This is a genomic window from Chloroflexia bacterium SDU3-3, assembly GCA_009268125.1.
Classification (GTDB): domain Bacteria; phylum Chloroflexota; class Chloroflexia; order Chloroflexales; family Roseiflexaceae; genus SDU3-3.
This window is the reverse complement of record WBOU01000003.1, coordinates 346,220-362,646: the sequence shown is the minus strand read 5'-3', so window position 1 is coordinate 362,646 and position 16,427 is coordinate 346,220. Positions and strand designations below refer to the sequence as shown.

Sequence of the window (16,427 nt, the reverse complement as noted above, 5' to 3'; positions counted from 1 at the left end):
GCCCCTACCTTTGCAGCAGCAGCAGGATGACCGCCACAAGCGCGAGCATCAGCCCTGCCATAAAATAGCGCTGCTCGAAGAAGGCCAGCGCCCAGCCGATCCGGCTGCTCAGCGCCACCATCCCCGCCCACAGCTGCGTGAACAAATCGGTCGGCGCACCCAGCCAGCCAATCGCGCCCAGGCTCTCGCCTAGCGCGTCGGGCGTGATCACGCCGCCTGGCTCTAGCTCGGGGTCGGCCACGGTCTTGCGCGCGCTCCTGCGCCGCAGCGCCACCAGCGCGCCGATCAGGGCCAGCAGGGCCAGTGCGCAGGCCAGCATCTCGGGCAGGCTGGGCAGCAGCGGCGCGGCGGCGCTGCTGTGCGGGACCAGCGCCGTGCGGGCGGCGGCCCCCCAGCGCTCCCAGGCCAGCCCCGGCGCGATGCCGAACAGCACCAGCGGCAGCGCACCCAGCAGCGGCAGCGCGTGCACCGCACCGGCGGGCGCGGCCTGCTGGGTGTGCGGGGCGCGCAGGAATGCGGCCAGCGGCGCGAGCCAGGCCATGCCAAACAGCGCCATGCCCGCCAGCAGCGGGCCGATCAGCAGCGGGCGCGCGCCAACCAGCTCGGTCAGCAGCCAGCGCATGATCCAGAAGCCCCAGGTGCCGGGCACGCCCACCGCTGAGGCTGCGGCCAGGAAGAAGGCCAGCGCGGGCAGCAGCATCGGCGCACCCAGGCGGATCTCATCCATGCTATCGGTGCCGGTGCTGCGCTCGATCAGCGCCACCGCCAGCAGCGCGGTCAGCGTCACCAGCGCCGCGTTGATCTGCAGCGCCGGGGCGATGGCGGCCACCACCGCCGGATCGAGGCCCAGCACGATCAGCAGCAGCCCCATCTGGGTGCTGGCCAGCCATCCGGCCAGCCGCCGCAGCCGCCGCTCGCGCAGCGCCGCAGCCGCGCAGATCACCACCCCGGCCAGCCCAGCGATCTGCAGCGCCGCTCGCCACTCGGCGGGCAGCGCGTTCTGGGTCATAAAGCGCGTCAGCAGAAAGCCGCACAGCAGCGGCAGGCCAAGCCCCATCAGCGGGCCTGCGATGTTGGCCGGGCCGAGCGCCATGTCGTGGGTGGTGCGGTGGAAGGGGGGCAGGCCAAGCGCCAGCAGCGATGCCACCAGCAGGCCCAGTAGGGTCATGCCGGGCACCGCCGTGCCCACGGGGGCGAAGCGCACGCTCAGCAGCGCGCCCAGCAGCATCACCGCGCCCAGCAGGTTGCCCAGCAGGCCGACCGGCAGCTCCTGGGCCTCGTTCTGGCCGCCGCTCGACCGCAGGGCGATAAAGCCCAGCAGCGGCAACGCGGCCCATGGGATGACGCCCAGCAGCATGTCCTGCAGCACTAGGCCGGTGAGCGTGGTGACAAAGAGCATCAGCAGCGCGGCGATCATGCTGCCGTAGCCGCGCAGCTTGGCCGGCAGCGCCAGCGCCAGCGCCGCCAGCGCCAGCGCGCCGCCCAGCGCCACCACCAGCGCCAGCGGCGTGTTGGCGGCGTCGAGCCGCAGCGTGGCCACCATATCCTGGCCATCCAGGCTGATCCAGGGCTGCGTCAGCAGTGTGCCGTCGCCCTGCTCGCGCTGCATCACCATCAGCCCGGCGGCGATCAGCATCACCGCCGCGCCGCCGAGGCCCAGCACGCGGGTGTCGACAAGGCGGTTGAGCGCGAGGCAGGCGATCATCGCCAGCAGCGGTAGTGTGAAAATCAGTAGTGCTATCATTGTTCCGCGCAGGCCGTGCATACATCGCACGAGGCGATGATCGGCACCGCGTTATCAAGCAGCGCGCCCGCCAGCATCGTGCGCGCCAGCAGCCGGTCGAGCTGCCGTGGCGCATCGATCCGCACCTGCTTGAGCCGCTCGCCGTCGCTCTCGATGGTGTAGCGGATCAGGCCGCGCGGCCCCTCGGTGGCGGCAGAGGCTTGGCCCTGCTGTAGCTTTCGTGGGATCTCGCCCTGCCAGTCGCCCATCGGCAGATTCTGCAGCCCAAGCTCTACCAGCTTGACGCTCTCGAACGCCTCTAGCAGCAGCACCAGCAGCCGTGCGTAGATGTCGCCGCCATCCTGGGTGATCACCCGGAACGGCAGGGAGTTGTAGGCCGCGTAGGGGTGGTCGGCCCGCAGGTCGCGCGCGATCCCCGAGGCCCTGGCCAGCGGGCCGCGCACGCCGTACTGCTCGGCGGCGGTCTTGGGCAGCGCGCCCACGTTCACCGCCCGCGCCAGCAGCGAGCGCTGGTCGATCAGCGACTCGATCAGGGCGTACAGCCCGCGGTTCAGCTTCGGCACCGCGATCAGCACCTCCTCGCGGTCCGAGGCCGCGAGGTTGCGCCGCACGCCGCCGGGCACGCACAGGTCGGGCGCAAGCCGCGCCCCGCTCACGCGCGCCATCAGGCCCAGCCCCTGCTCGCGCAGGGCGCGCAGCCTGCCGCCCGCCTGCTCCAGCCCCAGGCTCTCCAGCAGCATCGCCGCCGCCAGCAGGTGCGACCCGATCCGCTCAAGCTCGGCGGCGGCCACGCGCAGCATCGCCGCCCGCTCGCCCACCTCCAGCCCGCACAGCGACTCGATCGCTTGGCAGAAGGCTAGGCTATGGGCAAACGAGCATGTTCCGCACACACGGGAGGCGAGGTAGAGGGCCTGTGGGAGATCGAGCCGCGCAAGCCGGTCGGCGATGCCGCGCTCGTTGTAGCCGTCGCGATATTCAAGATCGGCGATTCGCTCGCCGTCAACACGCAGTATGAGGCGCTGTGGCCCACGCCACGCAGGGTGGAACGGACCAAGCGCAAGGGAATAGCTCACGCGCCCTCCAGTTCTCCTTTTCAGGGCGCGTATTATACCATACCTGCCGGAGATTGTATCGTTTTGCGGCCGCACGTGCGCATATGCGCAGCGCGTGTGTGTCGTTTTCTGGCCTACTCGCCCACCGCGCTGCGCAGCCACTCGATGTCGCTGGCCGCGCCGCCTGGCCCCAGCCAGATGCCCACCACGTCGATCCGCCACTCGCGCCCCTGCTCCTCGGGGTGGGCATCTAGGTAGCTGTAGGCCAGTGCCATCAGTCGGGCCTGCTTCTGCGCGCCCACCGACTCAAGCGCCATCCCGTCGCGCCGTGTGCGCACCTCCACAAACACCAGGGTCTCGCCCTCGCGCATCACCAGGTCGATCTCGCCGCCGCGGCAGCGCCACTGCCGCGCCACCTCGGCCAGCCCCTGGCGCAGCAGGTAGCCCAGCGCCACCTGCTCGCCAAAGTTGCCCACCTGCCGCCGCCGATCTGGCATACTGCCCCCTAGGGGTAGATCCCCCGCGTCATGGTCGCGCTGGCCACCCGGTCGACCGCCAGCAGGTAGGCCGCCCTGCGCAGGTCGGTGCGCCGCTGCTGCGCGATCTGCAGCACCTGTCGGAACGCGGCGGTCATCACCCGCTCCAGCTGGGCGTTCACCTCGCGCTCGTTCCAGAAGAACTCCTGCAGGCCCTGCACCCACTCGAAGTAGCTCACCGTCACGCCCCCGGCGTTGGCCAGGATGTCGGGGATGACAAAGATCCCACGGTCGTACAGCAGCTCGTCGGCCTCGGGGGTGGTTGGCCCGTTCGCCGCCTCGCCCACGATCTTGGCCCGCACGCGGCTGGCGTTCTTGCTGGTGATCTGGGTGGCGATCGAGGCTGGGATCAGCACATCGCACGGCAGCTCGATCAGCTCGTCGTTGGTGATGGTGTCGGCCTCGGCGTAGCCCACCACGCTGCCGGTCTGCGCCTTGTGCTTCAGCACATCGGCGATCGACAGGCCGTGCGGGTTGTAGATCCCGCCCCTGGTGTCGCTCACCGCCACCACCGACGCGCCCACCTCCTCCAGCATCCAGGCGCAGTTCGCGCCCACCTTGCCAAAGCCCTGGATGGCCACCTTCGCGCCCGCCAGCTGCAGGCTCAGCGCCTCCGACGCGTCGCGCAGCACCGCCACCAGCCCGCGCGCCGTGGCCTCCTTGCGCCCGTGCGAGCCGCCCACGTTGATGGGCTTGCCCGTCACCACCGCTGGCACGGTGTGCCCCGCGTGCATCGAGAAGGTGTCCATGATCCAGCCCATCACCTGCTCGTCGGTGCCGATGTCGGGCGCGGGGATGTCGCGGTCGGGGCCGATCAGGATGCTGATCTCCGAGGTGTAGCGCCGCGTCAGCCGCTCAAGCTCGCGGGCCGAGATCCGCTTGGGGTCGACGATCACGCCGCCCTTCGCGCCGCCGAAGGGGATGTTCACCGTGGCGCACTTCCACGTCATCAGCATCGCGAAGGCGCGTATGTCGTCAATATCAACCTTGGGGTGGAAGCGGATGCCGCCCTTGGCCGGGCCGCGCACGATGTTGTGCTGCACGCGGAAGCCGGTGAAGACCTCGATCCGCCCATCATCCATCGTCACCGGAAAGGTCACGGTCAGTTCGCGCTGGGGCACCCGCAGGATCTCCCGTAGGCCTTCGTCAAGCCCCAGCAGATCGGCGGCATCCTCAAAGCGCCGCTGGGTGTTCTCATAAGGGTTAAGCTGTTCCATAGTGTGTGCTTCCGCTCCTCATCGAGTGGTGGCACTGCCCACCGTTGGGCAGTTCTCCTTGTATGGGCGGCCCCGCCGTGCGGCGAGCGCGTAGGAAAGATGTGTGTGCAGTATAGCAGAACGTGTGGCCGATATCTAGAATCGGTCGTGTGGCGCAGGATCGGGAAGTTTGACCTGTGAGAAGAAGCGGAGGCGCTGAGAGGAGAACGAGGAAATGAGATCTGTAGGAGAGCGGTGCTCGTACCCGCCCAGCCTCTGCGGCAACGGGGGTATCCCGTGAAAATGGTAGCGCCGTGGCGACCACAGCGCTACCCCATCACCTAGCTGCGCCCAAGCACGCGCAGCACCAGCGCCCGCTCCTCGGGGCCGACGGCCCCCAGCAGCCACAGCATGGCCGGGTACACCACCACGGCCACCGCGCCCGCCGCCACATCACCTAGCTGCGCCCAAGCACGCGCAGCACCAGCGCCCGCTCCTCGGGGCCGACGGCCCCCAGCAGCCACAGCATGGCCGGGTACACCACCACGGCCACCGCGCCCGCCGCCACGCTCGCGCCCAGCCAGCCGACCAGCGGCGCAAGCGCGGCGTGCGCCGCCAGCATCGCCGCGCCCATCACCAGCGCGGCCAGACCGGGTCGCCACATCAGCGCCCGCAGCGGCGGCGCCAGGCCCTCGCGGCGCAGCAGCGGCATAAACACCGCCAGCAGCACAATCTCGGAGAGCACCGTCACCACCGCTGCGGCGTACAGCCCAAAGAACGGGATGCCGATCAGATTCGCCGCCAGGTTAAACACCGCGCCTAGCACAAACGCCTTGGTGATCGAGCGCTGCTGGTTGATCGCGATCAGCACATACTGCAGCAGCCCATTCACGAACGACAGCGGCAGATACCACGCCAGCAGCGCCAGCACCAGCCCCGAGATCGGCAGGTAGGATGCTGCGTTCTTGCCGCTGATCATGCGGATGAGGTCGGGCGCGAGCGCGAAGATCCCCACCGTCACCGGGAAGGCCACCAGCAGCAGCATCTGCAGCGTGCGGTTCTGCGCCGCCGCCAGGCCCTGCCGGTCGCCGCCGCTCTTGCGCGCCATCACGGGAAATACCGCGAACGTCACCACCGAGGGTATGATCGCCGCGATGCTGGTGATCTGGTAGGCCGCATTGTACTGCTGCACCATCAGATCGCCCTGCCCGCCGCCGAACGCCTTCACGATAAACGTGTCGAAGCGGAAGAACACCGCGTTCAGCATATTGTTCAGCATCAGCGGCAGCGCCAGCGGCACCATGCCCCAGATCAGCGCGCGCTCCCACACGAGGCGCGGCGGGAAGAAATCGCGCAGCTGCAGCCCCAGGTACACCAGCGCCGTGAAGGTTGTCACCCCCACCGCCACCCACGAAAGATCGACAATCGAGCCGTGCAACATCAGCACGGTGATCCGCGCCAGGTTGTTCACGATCGCGGTCACCAGCTCCATCGCCGCAGGTATTTCCATGCGCTCCGACGCGTTGTAGAGCGCCGTCACCGCGTTCGAGAAGGCCGCAGGGATGAGGGTCAGCGTCAGCACCCACAGCGCCTCCTGCCCCATCGACGAGATCGCCTCGCCCACCCCAATAGAAGATAGCGTATTGTAAATCCCGATGACAAAGGCTACAATAGGAAACGCCAGCACTACCAGCACCAGCCGCAGCGCGAGCGTCGCGCCAAACAGCTTGTTGGCGTGGGCCGAGTCCTTGGCCACCTCACGCGTCAGCAGCACCCCCAGACCAAAGTCGGTGAAGGTGCTCAGGTAGTTTACGATCAGCAGCGCCGCTAGGGTGTACTTCCCCATATCGGCACCCGACATCGCATCGTACAGCACAAAGGCGAACAGCAGGTCGAGCGCGCGCACCGCCATGCGCATTGCGGTCGGTATCGCGCTGTTCTTGAACACGCGACGGGCGGTATTGCCGTCTTGGTCGCGGTAGTGGCGTCGCCACAGAAAGGCGGCAATTCCCAGCGCAGGCAGCACCAGCGCCGAGATCAGCAGAATCCAGAACGATCGTTGTGTCAGCATGGCAGGCGATTATACTGTATTTCAAGCGGGGTGCGCGTTTGTGTGGCAGGGAAGTCGGACGAGGCAGATGTAGCCCGCGTAGGAGCGCTGCTGGCGTGGCAGAAACGCTACGCGGGCGGTGTACTAGAGGAAGGTTGCTCAGCAAAAGGAGTGCCCATGGAAACCAACTGCGAATACCCCAAGATACCGCGCTGGATCAGCACCGAGTCGGGTCAGTGGGCCTGGCGCGAGTGTGCCGACTGGCGGGGCACCGCGTCCAGCGCGCTCAGCGTTCAGGATCGGTCGAAGCTGCTGCAGGATGCCGAATCGCGCTGGGCGGAAGCCAGGAGTGCGGCCCAGCCGCTGAGAGAGATCGAGGCGCAGTAGTGGCGCTCGACCGCCACTGCGCCGCGCCGCCCGTCGCTGCTCCACGTGATCAGCCCATTCAGGCCCTCGTGGTAGAGCGCGGCCTTGCCGATCGCCCGCTCGTCCATTGGCAGTAGCGCAGGCGCATCTACCCGCACCCCATCGGTGAACACAATCGCCTTTGGTCGCAGTGCCGCTATCCCGCCCTCGCGTGGGTCGAGCTGCCATGGGTAAGCGATGAGCTCGACACCGCGCCCCTGGCTTGGCACCGGTGCACCGGCGGCGCTGCTATGGGCCAGTAGCACGCTGGTCTTTCCATACCCCACCCACAGCGCCAGCCCGCTCTCTGGGCTCGCGCCTGCCAGCACGCGCACCTGCACGCGGTCAATCGTGAAGCGTGCCCCATCGCCGATGGTACGCACAGGCGCGCCCTGCTGCGCCATCTGCCGCTGCCACTCCTGCATCACCGCGTCGGCTTTGCGGTAGCGCGGTGCGAATGCCTGCCGCACATGGTAGCGGGCCAATGCCGCCACCTGCCCCGCTGCGTGGGCCTGATCGGCCTTGGTCAAGATCACCGCATCGATCTCGCGTTTCCAAAACGGCATCAGCCTGCCCACCGCCGTGGTGAGCGCGGCTGGGTCACTGCCGCCGTCAATAAGAAGATGCTTCCCCGATGGCGTCACCATCAGGAAAGCATCTCCGGCAGTTTCGAGAAAAAAGAGGTGTGTCCTGCCGTCGGGCTGCTGCCAGTAGGCCAGCCCGATCAGCACCGCAAGCATCGCGCCGACCAGGCGCATCCAGCGAGGTAGCATAGGCATTGAGGACGGATGCTTGCAGCCGGAGGCGCAAGCCCGCCGGTAGAGCGGTGCGCGCGAATGCGCCGAGGCCCTCTCACTCTACGCAGCATGCCCTACCGCACCATTACCACCTAGCCTCGTACCGCAACCACCTCGATCTCCACACGCACATCGCGGGGCAGCCTGGCCACCTGCACCGTCGAGCGGGCTGGCTGGCTCTGCGTGAAGTACTCGCCATACACCGTGTTCATGGCGGCGAACTCGCCCATGTCCTGCAAGAATACGGTCGCCTTCACCACCTGCTCAAGCGAGCTGCCGCCAGCCTGGAGCAGCGCCTTGATGTTGGCAAATACCTGGTGCGTTTGCGCAGTGATATCGCCATCATTCAGGGTGCCATCGGGGCGCAGCGGGATCTGCCCCGAGCAGAACAGCAGTTCACCCACCGCGACGGCCTGTGAGTACGGCCCGATCGCCGCTGGGGCATCGGGCGTATTGATAACAGTGCGCTCCATCATATGCTCCTTCTCAGATGACAGAATACAGACGCTTTTGGGCAAAGGTACCCATAGCGGTGCGGCTATTATACTGAACAAGACCGATGTGGTGCGCAGCAGTCGAGAATCTCGATGCACAAATTGACAAGCATTTGACGGATCGTGTATGCTATAGTTAGATCTTCTTTATGTATAGCGGGTCAGCGTTTTTTGACCAGAGCTCTCATGGTTGTGGGTGTGCAATTGAGCGAATCCTCACTATCAATGCCTATACCGAGCTATGTTCTGCCGCCTGTATGGCAGTGGCATCAGTTTTGGTGTACCACAAGCAGAATCTGGCGTAGATCGCAAGCAGTGCTCCAAAGGAGCGCTGCCGATATCATAGGTAGGGCGCTCTAAGAGGGGTGTCCCCTTCGAAGAAGCGCAGGCATATGATGTGCCATGACCTTTTTTGAAAGGGGGATCATCTTGGGGCAACGTGTTCTTGTTCTGAACTCCAGCTACGAGCCGCTTCAGCTTATCTCCGCGCGTCGTGCTATCGTTCTGCTCCTGCAAGAAAAGGCTGAGATGATTGAGGCTGCCCACCAGCGGCTTCGCGCTCAGGGCTTTGCGATAGAGATCCCGCTGGTCATCCGCCTAGTCCGCTATATTCGCATCCCGCGTCGGCTGCGGCTGCCATGCTCGCGCCGTGGCGTGCTCGCCCGCGATCGCGAGACATGCCAGTACTGTGGTGCCCAGCCGGGGCGCTCGCACCTGACGGTGGACCATGTGCTGCCCCGCTCACGTGGTGGCCTAACTACATGGGATAATGTGGTGACAGCCTGCCGCGAGTGCAACCATTCCAAAGGTTGGCGCACCCCCGAGGAGGCGGGCATGCAGCTGATGAGCGTGCCTCGGCAGCCGCAGTATGTGGCCTTTGCGCTGCTCGGCGAGCTTGAGCGCCACGAGGTGTGGCGGAAGTATGCCTTTGCGTAGGGGAGGGGTTGAGGGGTGTTTAAAACAACAAAAAACCCGCCGCGCATATGCGCGGCGGGTTTTTTGTAAAATTACGGGGTCATCGAGTCGTTGATGGTCTGGAAGACCTCGCTGACCTTACCACCGAGAGCGCTCAGAATACCGATAACGACAATAGCGATGAGCACGAGGATCAGCGCGTACTCGACGAGGCCCTGGCCCTCTTCCTTAGCGAAAAAGCTGCGAAGCATTGCGGGGTGTCCTTTCTGAGATACGAAGACAAGTACGATATAAGTGTCAACCAGATGGATTACGGGGTCATCGAGTCGTTGATGGTCTGGAAGACCTCGCTGACCTTGCCACCGAGAGCGCTCAGAATACCGATAACGACAATAGCGATGAGCACGAGAATAAGCGCATACTCGACGAGGCCCTGGCCCTCTTCCTTAGCGAAAAAGCTGCGAAGCATTGATGTCACCCCCTTCCATTTGTTTGGTGTTTCACTGTCGCTTTCCACGTATATAATCTCATGGTGGGGGGGCGCGCTCAATGGGTTATTGGTCCTAAGAAGTATCGGTACTGATTCTTTCACTTTTGTAAGAAGAGCTGAGGCAAAAAAATATGGGCCCTCGCATCCTTCCTCAATCGTCGCGGCGGCTACGCGATGAACCGATAGATGTGGCTACTGCCGTTGTAGAGCAGTTTGGCGCGCGTGGCACTACAATGCTGGGAGAAGCACAGGCTGCGGCATATCTCGATGGTAGGCTGCGCCGCGCTGGGTTGAAAGTGAGTGCTGATTCGTTCCAGTCGGTGCGCGTTTTTGGCTGGGATGGGCTGGTGATTGCATCGATTGTATTACTAGCAATGATCGTATACCGCTGGCTGCCCATGCTGGGTGGTGTTGGCGCATTGGTAGCCGCTATCGTTGCGATATGGCTGTGTTTGCGTGATGAGCCTGTGCTGCTGGCCATGCGCCGGGCGAGCCAGAATATTGTGGGCACGCGCGCGCTGGCGCAACGCCCACAGTGCCGCGTGGTACTGCTGGCACCGCTTGATGCGCCGCCGTTGCTGCCGCGCTACCTGCAGCGGCGCTATATTGGCGAGGCAGTGTTGGCGCTGCGTGCTGGGTTGTGCGTTGTTGCCGTGTGTGCGTCGCTGGCTGGGATGCTTGTTGGGTCACTTGAGGTCCGCCTAGGCTGCTGGTATGCGGGCATAGTGTTGGCGGCGCTGCTGGGTGCGATGGGCGGCATGGATGTGTGGCTTGGCCGTAGGCCTGCGTCGCCTGGGGCGGCGAACCACGCGGGGGCGCTCGCGGTGCTGCTGGCTTGCGCCGAGGAGCTGGTGAAGGCCGAGCGCGTGGAGCTATGGGCGGTGGGTGTCGGTGCGAGCACTATGGGTAGCGGCCTGGGCGATCTGTTGCGGCGCTATCCCTTTGAGCGGGACTCGACGGTGTTTGTGACGCTTGAGAGTCTGGGCCGAGGTGATCTGGCGTATGTGACTCGGTCGGGCTTAGTGCGGCCACAGGCAGGCCCCCCCGATCTGCCCCAGCTGCTGGCGGATGCCGAGCAAGCCGACCCGCTGATCGATGCGGTGCCCAGATCGGTGCGGCTTGCGCCTACCATGCTCGGATGGCTGCGGCGCGCGGGCTGGCGCGCAGTGGGCGTGATGTGTCTTGATGCTGATGGCTTCCCACCAGCCTATGCGAGTGCCGATGATCTGCCTGCGTCGCTGGATGCTGCCGTGCTCGATCGTGCTGTTCGCTTTGTGCTGAGCATTGTGCGGAAGATTGATCACGCGGCCGAAGTCTAGTTTCGAATGTACATAATGTGCAACTTGGCTGCAGCGATCCTCGTCTTCTATTCTATATAGATGATATAGGCGTGTCGAGCTGCATGTGCCCGAGGCGCACTGCTGCCTCGTCTGCTAGCGATCGTCGATCGGGCGGTGGTCGGCGCGTAGCAGCGTCAGGAGCGCCAGGGCCAGCGCCTCCTCGGCGGCGGGCGCTTGGGTCTGGCTGGGGCCAGCCTGGCAGGTGTAGCCCTGGGCAGTGCGGGTGATCGCGAGCGGCGCGTCGGCGGCGATACGCCGCTCGATCTGCTGGCGGATCTGGCCCTCGCTGGGCATCCAGACCACCTCGGTGAGCAGCACGTAGTCGAGCGCCCACTCGGAGCTGCCGTGGAAGGCCACCACGGGGTAGCCGTTGTAGAGCTGGAGGAAGGCGGCCTGGTCGCTGATCACAAAGATGTCGCTATCCATCTGCCGGTCGGGTAGGGCGAACAGGTCGAGTGGGGCGGGTTTCCAGACAAGCCCGGCGTCGCGGAGCTGGCGGGCGAGCGCGATGCTGATCATGGCAGCTGCTTTCGATTGGGGCTGGGGCGGCCCAGCGGGGCGGCGGATGCTGCCTAGTGTACCACGCCTGCTGGGGCAGTCAGCGGCGGCGAATAGCCGTGAAAAGTGTAATCTTGGCCCTTCCCAAGGGGGGGCAAGGAAACTATGCTATAATGCGCGGCGATGTGATGAGGAAAAAGATAGTTTAGGTACCATGCGTTGCCCATTTTGCCAGCACCAAGAGAGCGACGTGGTTGATACACGCAAGCTCAACGGCGGCGAGACTATTCGCCGCCGCCGCCGCTGTGTCTCCTGCGGAAAACGCTTTACAACTTATGAGCGCATTGAGTCGGTAAGCCTGACCGTTGTGAAGAAAGACGGCGAGCGCGAGCCCTATGACCGCGAGAAGCTGATGCGCGGCGTGCGCACCGCTTGCTACCGCCGACCGATATCGGTCAACCAGCTCGATGCTCTGATCAACGATGTGGAGGCCGATCTGATGGCCATGGATGACCAAGAGGTCTCCTCGAAGGCGATTGGCGACCTGGTGATGCGGGCGCTGCGTGAGGTAGACGATGTGGCCTACATCCGCTTTGCATCGGTCTACCGCGCCTTCACCGACATCGGCAAGCTGCGCGAGGCGGTGGATGAGCTGCTGGACGAGAGCGACAGCTAGGTGATACGAATCGGATATCCTGATGCCAATCGGCAATAGGTGAGAGCACATAGATGGGGGTAGATGTGACGCAACAGAGTGAGCCGCAGGGGGGCGCTCGCGCCCGGCTGCAGTTGGGAGATATATTGCCCTACCTGCGCCAGGGCTTCGCGAGCCTCGACTGGCGGATGGTGGCGCTGATCGGCGTGGGGGCGGGCCTGCTGATGCCGATCGTGATCACGAGCGCCGATATTCTGCAGCTGTTTGCCGGTATCGTGCCCGTGGGTGCTGGGCTGATCATTGGGCGGCGCGTGAAGGGCTACTACGGCCTGCATGGCTTCATGATGGGCCTGGTGAGCGCGATCATAGGTCTGGCGACGCTGTACGTGCTGCTGTTCTTTACCCCGGTGGGGGCCTCGATGGAGCAGCGCGCGATCACCCAGGGCACCCCGGCCCCGCTGGCGACGCCCGAGTCGCAGTTTGTGCAGTTTTCGGGCTTTGTAAGCGTGGCGTTGCTGATCTTCTGCTCGTTTGGCGCGTCGATGGCGGGCCGATCCGAGGAGCGCCAGCGTCTGGTGCGGGCCGAGATCGACGCGCGCGGCGGCCAGCTCGAGCGCGCCCCGGCGGTGCGCGAGCCGAGCGACATCAGCGGCATGTCGCTGCCGCAGTTTGGCAGCTACGTCAACAGCATCTGGAAGAAGCAGGGATTTAGCTTCAAGAACTACCAGTTCACCGACAAAGATAAGCACCTCGATCTCTGGATGGAGCACGAGGAAGAGCTGTGGCACCTGCGGCTGACTGTGGCCGATAAGGTTGGCCCCGGCACTGTCGAGGGGCTGTATCAGGAGATGAAGCGCGAGGGCTGCAAGAAGGGCGTGGTTGTCGCATCCACCACCTTCCTGCCTACGGCCAGCAAGTCGGCGAAGGATCGCCCGATCGTGCTGATCGATGGTGTGACCCTGTACGAGATGGCGGAGAAGTAGCGAGTTTGAGTGGAGTGGGGCATGCAGATCAGCCTTCAGAATAAGGTTGCGATTGTCACCGGCGGCTCGCGCGGCATTGGGCGGGCGATCGCCCTGGCCCTGGCCGGCGCAGGAGCGACGGTGGTGGTGAACTATAAGAGCAACGCCGACGCGGCCCAGGAGGTGGTGGATGCCATCGCTGCGGCTAGCGGTACAGCCCTGGCGGTGCAGGCCGATGTGAGCACCGCCGAGGGCGTGGACGCGCTGTTCAAGGCGACGCTTGAGCAGTTTGGCAGGCTCGACATCCTGGTGAACAACGCGGGCATCACCCGCGACACCCTGCTGCTGCGCATGAAGGAGGACGACTTCGACGCGGTGATCGACACCAACCTGCGCGGCGTGTTCCTGTGCACCAAGGCGGCGCTGCGCCCGATGACCAAGGCCAAGGGCGGGCGGATCATCAACATCACCTCGGTGGTGGGCCTGATGGGCAACGCCGGGCAGGCGAACTACGCCGCCGCCAAGGCTGGCCTGATCGGCTTCACCAAGAGTGTGGCGCGCGAGATGGCCTCGCGGGCGATTACGGTGAACGCAGTCGCGCCGGGGTATATTGCCACCGAGCTGACCGGCGTGCTGAGCGACCAGGTAAAGGCCGAGATCATGGCCGGCATCCCGCTGGCGCGGCTGGGCCAGCCCGAGGATGTGGCCGCGCTGGTGTGCTTCCTGGCCTCGGATGCGGCGTCGTATATCACCGGTCAGACGCTGGCGGTGGATGGCGGCATGGTGATGCAGTAGGCGCAGGCGGCGGCCCGCGCGGCTGCTGCGGCGCACTGAATGACGAGCGTGTCAGGATTATGCTGAAAAAAGTTCTTATTGCGAACCGTGGCGAGATCGCCGTGCGAATCGTGCGGGCCTGCCAGGAGCTGGGCATCGAGACGGTGGTGGCCTACTCGCAGGCCGACCGCGACAGCCTGGCGGTGCGCCTGGCCGACGAGTCGGTGTGCATCGGCCCGGCCTCGCCCGCCCGATCGTACCTGAACCCGCCCGCCCTGATCTCGGCGGCGCTGATCACGGGCTGCGACGCGGTGCACCCCGGCTACGGCTTTTTGTCCGAGAACGCCTACTTCGCCGAGATCTGTGCGCAGTGCCAGCTGACCTTTATCGGCCCCTCGCCCGAGGCCATCCGGCTGATGGGCGACAAGGCGATCGCCCGCGAGACCATGAAGCGCGCCGGCGTGCCAGTGATCCCTGGCTCGGATGGCGTGCTGCGCTCGGTGGAGGAGGCGCAGGAGATCGCGGCCCAGATCGGCTTCCCCGTGCTGCTGAAGGCGGTGGCGGGCGGCGGCGGGCGCGGCATGCGCGTGGTGCAAGAGGAGGGCGAGCTGGCGCGGGCCTACGCCACGGCGCGGGCCGAGGCCGAGTCGGCGTTTGGCAACGGCGACCTGTACATGGAGCGCTACCTGACCGGCATGCGCCATGTGGAGATGCAGGTGCTGGCCGATCAGTACGGCAACGCCATCCACCTGGGCGAGCGCGACTGCTCGGTGCAGCGCCGACACCAGAAGATCATCGAGGAGAGCCCCTCGCCCGCCGTCAGCCCCGAGCTGCGCGAGCGCATGGGCGAGGCGGCGCTGCGCGGCGTGCGCTCGATCGGCTATGTGAACGCGGGTACGCTCGAGTTCCTGCTGGGGCCAGATGGCCAGTTCTACTTCATGGAGATGAACACGCGCATCCAGGTGGAGCACCCCGTGACCGAGATGGTGACAGGCCTCGATCTGCTGCGCTGGCAGCTGCTGATCGCCTCTGGCGAGCGCTTGACGCTCTCTCAGAAAGACGTTAGAATACGCGGGCACGCGATTGAGTGCCGTATCAATGCGGAAGATCCCGACCGCGATTTCCTTCCCTCTGGCGGCGAGATCGAATTCTACCTGCCGCCCGGCGGGCCTGGGGTGCGTGTGGATTCCCACATCTATAGCGGCTACACGCCGCCTGGGGTCTACGACTCGCTGCTGGCCAAGGTGATCGCCTGGGGCGAGACGCGCGGCGATGCCGTGCAGCGCATGCGGCGGGCGCTCAACGAGTGTGTGGTCACCGGTGTGACGACGACGATTCCCTTCCAGCATATGTTGCTGGGTGAAGAGCTATTCCAGCGCGGCGAGTTCGATCTCAGCTTCCTACCGCAGCTGATGGAACAGCGCAAAGGTTAGGCAATAGTGACGCAGGCATCCGGCAGCGTGATAGTGGCCCCAAGTGTGCTGGCGCAGCTGGTGCACCTTGCAGTGACCGAAGTCCCAGGCGTGGCGCGTATGGGCTGGGCACCGGCGGCAAGCGCACTGAATGCGACGCTCTACCATGGGATCGTGGTGAAAGTTGCGGACGAACAGGTGACCGCCGACTGCTATATTATTGCGAAGCTGGATACCAATTTGCTAGAACTAGGTGTGACAGTCCAGGCGACCGCTGCGGCGGTGATCCAGGACATGGTGGGCCTGGGCGTGCGCGAGGTGAATGTCTACATTCAAGATGTGGAGGTTCCTCGTGGCTAGCTTGCGCCATCGTGTTCGTATTGCGGCGCTGCAGGTGCTCTTCGAGCTTGATGCCACCGACCACGTGCTCGACCAGGCCGTGGCGCTGCGCGCCGAGGAAGAGCAGCTACCCCCCGAAGGGCAGCGCTTTCTCCGCCAGCTGGTCGAGGGTGCCTGGGAAAACCTGTCGTATATTGACCACATTATCGAAGAGGCAGCGCCCAGCTGGCCGGTGAGCCAGATGCCCGGCGTAGATAAAGCCATCTTACGAATCGCCCTCTACGAGATCCTCCTTGATGACACCGAGAAAACCCCAGTCAAAGCTGTCATCAACGAAGCGGTGGAGCTTGCCAAGCATTTTGGCAGCGATAACTCGAGCCGCTTTATCAACGGTGTGCTCGGCACAGTCGTGATCCGCTATGTTGAGGACTCCGACCGTGGCGAGTCTGCGTAACGCCCTCTAACGTGCCTACATGTCTTGAAAGGAGATTTCCCCATGGCTTCACCTGAGATCGAGGCCCGGCTGAAGAAGATCGTCGCCGAGCAGCTGAATGTGGATGAGGAGAAGGTGGTTCCGAGCGCTCGCTTCAACGAGGATCTGAATGCCGACTCGCTCGACTTGGTCGAAATGATCATGTCGCTTGAGGAGGAGTTCGGGGTCGAGATCCCCGATGAGGATGCCGAGAAGATCCTGACCGTTCAGGACGCCCTGGAGTACGTCGACTCGCACAGCGAGGCGTAGTATATCGGGCACACGCGCCACCCCCA

General features: G+C 65.0%; 20 protein-coding genes. 10 read left to right on the top strand and 10 right to left on the bottom strand.

All coding sequences use genetic code 11. The features are described from left to right. Positions 1–4: 4 nt before the first annotated feature. The 5 genes from F8S13_06710 to F8S13_06690 form a co-directional block, all read right to left on the bottom strand. The gene (locus F8S13_06710; GenBank protein ID KAB8144554.1) at positions 5–1,744 is read right to left on the bottom strand and encodes a hypothetical protein; all 1,740 of its coding nucleotides are present in this window, start codon (positions 1,742–1,744) and stop codon (positions 5–7) included. After that, positions 1,741–2,817 (bottom strand): NADH-quinone oxidoreductase subunit D, encoded by a 1,077-nt coding sequence (locus F8S13_06705; protein KAB8144553.1) that lies wholly within the window; start codon positions 2,815–2,817, stop codon positions 1,741–1,743. The genes F8S13_06710 and F8S13_06705 overlap by 4 nt, the downstream gene beginning before the upstream one ends. Before the next feature lie 113 nt (positions 2,818–2,930). After that, on the bottom strand, positions 2,931–3,293 hold the full coding sequence (locus F8S13_06700) for a YraN family protein (GenBank protein KAB8144552.1): 363 nt from the start codon (positions 3,291–3,293) through the stop codon (positions 2,931–2,933). An 8-nt stretch (positions 3,294–3,301) separates the two neighbouring features. Then, complete coding sequence (locus F8S13_06695) at positions 3,302–4,549, bottom strand: Glu/Leu/Phe/Val dehydrogenase (protein ID KAB8144551.1); 1,248 nt, start codon at positions 4,547–4,549, stop codon at positions 3,302–3,304. 436 nt (positions 4,550–4,985) lie between these two features. Beyond that, the gene (locus F8S13_06690; protein ID KAB8144550.1) at positions 4,986–6,599 is read right to left on the bottom strand and encodes a flippase; all 1,614 of its coding nucleotides are present in this window, start codon (positions 6,597–6,599) and stop codon (positions 4,986–4,988) included. A gap of 156 nt (positions 6,600–6,755) precedes the next feature. Here F8S13_06690 and F8S13_06685 point away from each other — a divergent pair, with 156 nt between their 5' ends. After that, entirely contained in the window at positions 6,756–6,965 is a 210-nt protein-coding gene (locus F8S13_06685; GenBank protein ID KAB8144549.1) for a hypothetical protein, read from the top strand. Here the strand turns inward: F8S13_06685 and F8S13_06680 are convergent. Continuing rightward, the gene (locus tag F8S13_06680; GenBank protein KAB8144548.1) at positions 6,872–7,762 is read right to left on the bottom strand and encodes a hypothetical protein; all 891 of its coding nucleotides are present in this window, start codon (positions 7,760–7,762) and stop codon (positions 6,872–6,874) included. The genes F8S13_06685 and F8S13_06680 overlap by 94 nt on opposite strands. Before the next feature lie 110 nt (positions 7,763–7,872). Then, positions 7,873–8,253: a RidA family protein gene (locus F8S13_06675; GenBank protein KAB8144547.1), complete on the bottom strand. Its 381-nt coding sequence runs from the start codon at positions 8,251–8,253 to the stop codon at positions 7,873–7,875. A 450-nt stretch (positions 8,254–8,703) separates the two neighbouring features. Between F8S13_06675 and F8S13_06670 the strand changes: the two genes are divergently transcribed. Further along, the gene (locus F8S13_06670) at positions 8,704–9,210 is read left to right on the top strand and encodes an HNH endonuclease (GenBank protein KAB8144546.1); all 507 of its coding nucleotides are present in this window, start codon (positions 8,704–8,706) and stop codon (positions 9,208–9,210) included. A gap of 71 nt (positions 9,211–9,281) precedes the next feature. Here F8S13_06670 and F8S13_06665 read toward each other — a convergent pair whose 3' ends face one another. Together F8S13_06665 and F8S13_06660 are read right to left on the bottom strand one after the other, a co-directional pair. After that, positions 9,282–9,440, bottom strand: coding sequence for a Flp family type IVb pilin (locus F8S13_06665; GenBank protein ID KAB8144545.1), 159 nt, complete (start codon positions 9,438–9,440; stop codon positions 9,282–9,284). A gap of 59 nt (positions 9,441–9,499) precedes the next feature. Continuing rightward, the gene (locus tag F8S13_06660; protein KAB8144686.1) at positions 9,500–9,667 is read right to left on the bottom strand and encodes a Flp family type IVb pilin; all 168 of its coding nucleotides are present in this window, start codon (positions 9,665–9,667) and stop codon (positions 9,500–9,502) included. A gap of 245 nt (positions 9,668–9,912) precedes the next feature. Here F8S13_06660 and F8S13_06655 point away from each other — a divergent pair, with 245 nt between their 5' ends. Beyond that, positions 9,913–10,998 (top strand): hypothetical protein, encoded by a 1,086-nt coding sequence (locus tag F8S13_06655; GenBank protein KAB8144544.1) that lies wholly within the window; start codon positions 9,913–9,915, stop codon positions 10,996–10,998. A gap of 114 nt (positions 10,999–11,112) precedes the next feature. Here F8S13_06655 and F8S13_06650 read toward each other — a convergent pair whose 3' ends face one another. After that, positions 11,113–11,538 carry a pilus assembly protein CpaE gene (locus F8S13_06650; protein KAB8144543.1) on the bottom strand — a complete coding sequence of 142 codons (426 nt, stop codon included), beginning with the start codon at positions 11,536–11,538 and terminating at the stop codon, positions 11,113–11,115. Between the two features lie 193 nt (positions 11,539–11,731). On the opposite strand from F8S13_06650, the gene nrdR reads away from it, so the two are divergent. Genes nrdR through acpP form a run of 7 tightly spaced genes read left to right on the top strand, consistent with a single transcriptional unit; the run spans position 11,732 to position 16,401 of the window. Continuing rightward, complete coding sequence (gene nrdR, locus F8S13_06645) at positions 11,732–12,193, top strand: transcriptional repressor NrdR (GenBank protein ID KAB8144542.1); 462 nt, start codon at positions 11,732–11,734, stop codon at positions 12,191–12,193. Positions 12,194–12,246: 53 nt separating this feature from the next. Continuing rightward, a complete protein-coding gene (locus tag F8S13_06640; GenBank protein ID KAB8144541.1) occupies positions 12,247–13,155 on the top strand; it encodes a restriction endonuclease in 909 nt (302 codons plus the stop codon). Between the two features lie 21 nt (positions 13,156–13,176). Continuing rightward, complete coding sequence (fabG, locus tag F8S13_06635; protein KAB8144540.1) at positions 13,177–13,929, top strand: 3-oxoacyl-[acyl-carrier-protein] reductase; 753 nt, start codon at positions 13,177–13,179, stop codon at positions 13,927–13,929. Between the two features lie 59 nt (positions 13,930–13,988). Continuing rightward, entirely contained in the window at positions 13,989–15,341 is a 1,353-nt protein-coding gene (accC, locus tag F8S13_06630) for an acetyl-CoA carboxylase biotin carboxylase subunit (GenBank protein ID KAB8144539.1), read from the top strand. A gap of 3 nt (positions 15,342–15,344) precedes the next feature. Next, positions 15,345–15,680 carry an Asp23/Gls24 family envelope stress response protein gene (locus F8S13_06625; protein ID KAB8144538.1) on the top strand — a complete coding sequence of 112 codons (336 nt, stop codon included), beginning with the start codon at positions 15,345–15,347 and terminating at the stop codon, positions 15,678–15,680. Beyond that, positions 15,658–16,113: a transcription antitermination factor NusB gene (nusB, locus tag F8S13_06620; GenBank protein ID KAB8144685.1), complete on the top strand. Its 456-nt coding sequence runs from the start codon at positions 15,658–15,660 to the stop codon at positions 16,111–16,113. Before F8S13_06625 ends, nusB begins: the two co-directional genes overlap by 23 nt. A 42-nt stretch (positions 16,114–16,155) precedes the next feature. Continuing rightward, positions 16,156–16,401: an acyl carrier protein gene (acpP, locus tag F8S13_06615; protein KAB8144537.1), complete on the top strand. Its 246-nt coding sequence runs from the start codon at positions 16,156–16,158 to the stop codon at positions 16,399–16,401. Positions 16,402–16,427: the final 26 nt, after the last annotated feature.

What these genes read in the sequence shown, in the direction of transcription:
- F8S13_06690 (KAB8144550.1), bottom strand. Translation starts at nt 6,599, where the DNA reads ATGCTGACACAACGATCGTTCTGGATTCTGCTGATCTCGGCGCTGGTG.
- F8S13_06685 (KAB8144549.1), top strand. Translation starts at nt 6,756, where the DNA reads ATGGAAACCAACTGCGAATACCCCAAGATACCGCGCTGGATCAGCACC.
- F8S13_06675 (KAB8144547.1), bottom strand. Translation starts at nt 8,253, where the DNA reads ATGGAGCGCACTGTTATCAATACGCCCGATGCCCCAGCGGCGATCGGG.
- F8S13_06655 (KAB8144544.1), top strand. Translation starts at nt 9,913, where the DNA reads ATGCTGGGAGAAGCACAGGCTGCGGCATATCTCGATGGTAGGCTGCGC.
- F8S13_06680 (KAB8144548.1), bottom strand. Translation starts at nt 7,762, where the DNA reads ATGCCTATGCTACCTCGCTGGATGCGCCTGGTCGGCGCGATGCTTGCG.
- nusB (KAB8144685.1), top strand. Translation starts at nt 15,658, where the DNA reads ATGTGGAGGTTCCTCGTGGCTAGCTTGCGCCATCGTGTTCGTATTGCG.
- fabG (KAB8144540.1), top strand. Translation starts at nt 13,177, where the DNA reads ATGCAGATCAGCCTTCAGAATAAGGTTGCGATTGTCACCGGCGGCTCG.
- F8S13_06710 (KAB8144554.1), bottom strand. Translation starts at nt 1,744, where the DNA reads ATGATAGCACTACTGATTTTCACACTACCGCTGCTGGCGATGATCGCC.
- F8S13_06695 (KAB8144551.1), bottom strand. Translation starts at nt 4,549, where the DNA reads ATGGAACAGCTTAACCCTTATGAGAACACCCAGCGGCGCTTTGAGGAT.
- acpP (KAB8144537.1), top strand. Translation starts at nt 16,156, where the DNA reads ATGGCTTCACCTGAGATCGAGGCCCGGCTGAAGAAGATCGTCGCCGAG.
- F8S13_06650 (KAB8144543.1), bottom strand. Translation starts at nt 11,538, where the DNA reads ATGATCAGCATCGCGCTCGCCCGCCAGCTCCGCGACGCCGGGCTTGTC.
- nrdR (KAB8144542.1), top strand. Translation starts at nt 11,732, where the DNA reads ATGCGTTGCCCATTTTGCCAGCACCAAGAGAGCGACGTGGTTGATACA.
- F8S13_06665 (KAB8144545.1), bottom strand. Translation starts at nt 9,440, where the DNA reads ATGCTTCGCAGCTTTTTCGCTAAGGAAGAGGGCCAGGGCCTCGTCGAG.
- F8S13_06640 (KAB8144541.1), top strand. Translation starts at nt 12,247, where the DNA reads ATGGGGGTAGATGTGACGCAACAGAGTGAGCCGCAGGGGGGCGCTCGC.
- F8S13_06700 (KAB8144552.1), bottom strand. Translation starts at nt 3,293, where the DNA reads ATGCCAGATCGGCGGCGGCAGGTGGGCAACTTTGGCGAGCAGGTGGCG.
- accC (KAB8144539.1), top strand. Translation starts at nt 13,989, where the DNA reads ATGCTGAAAAAAGTTCTTATTGCGAACCGTGGCGAGATCGCCGTGCGA.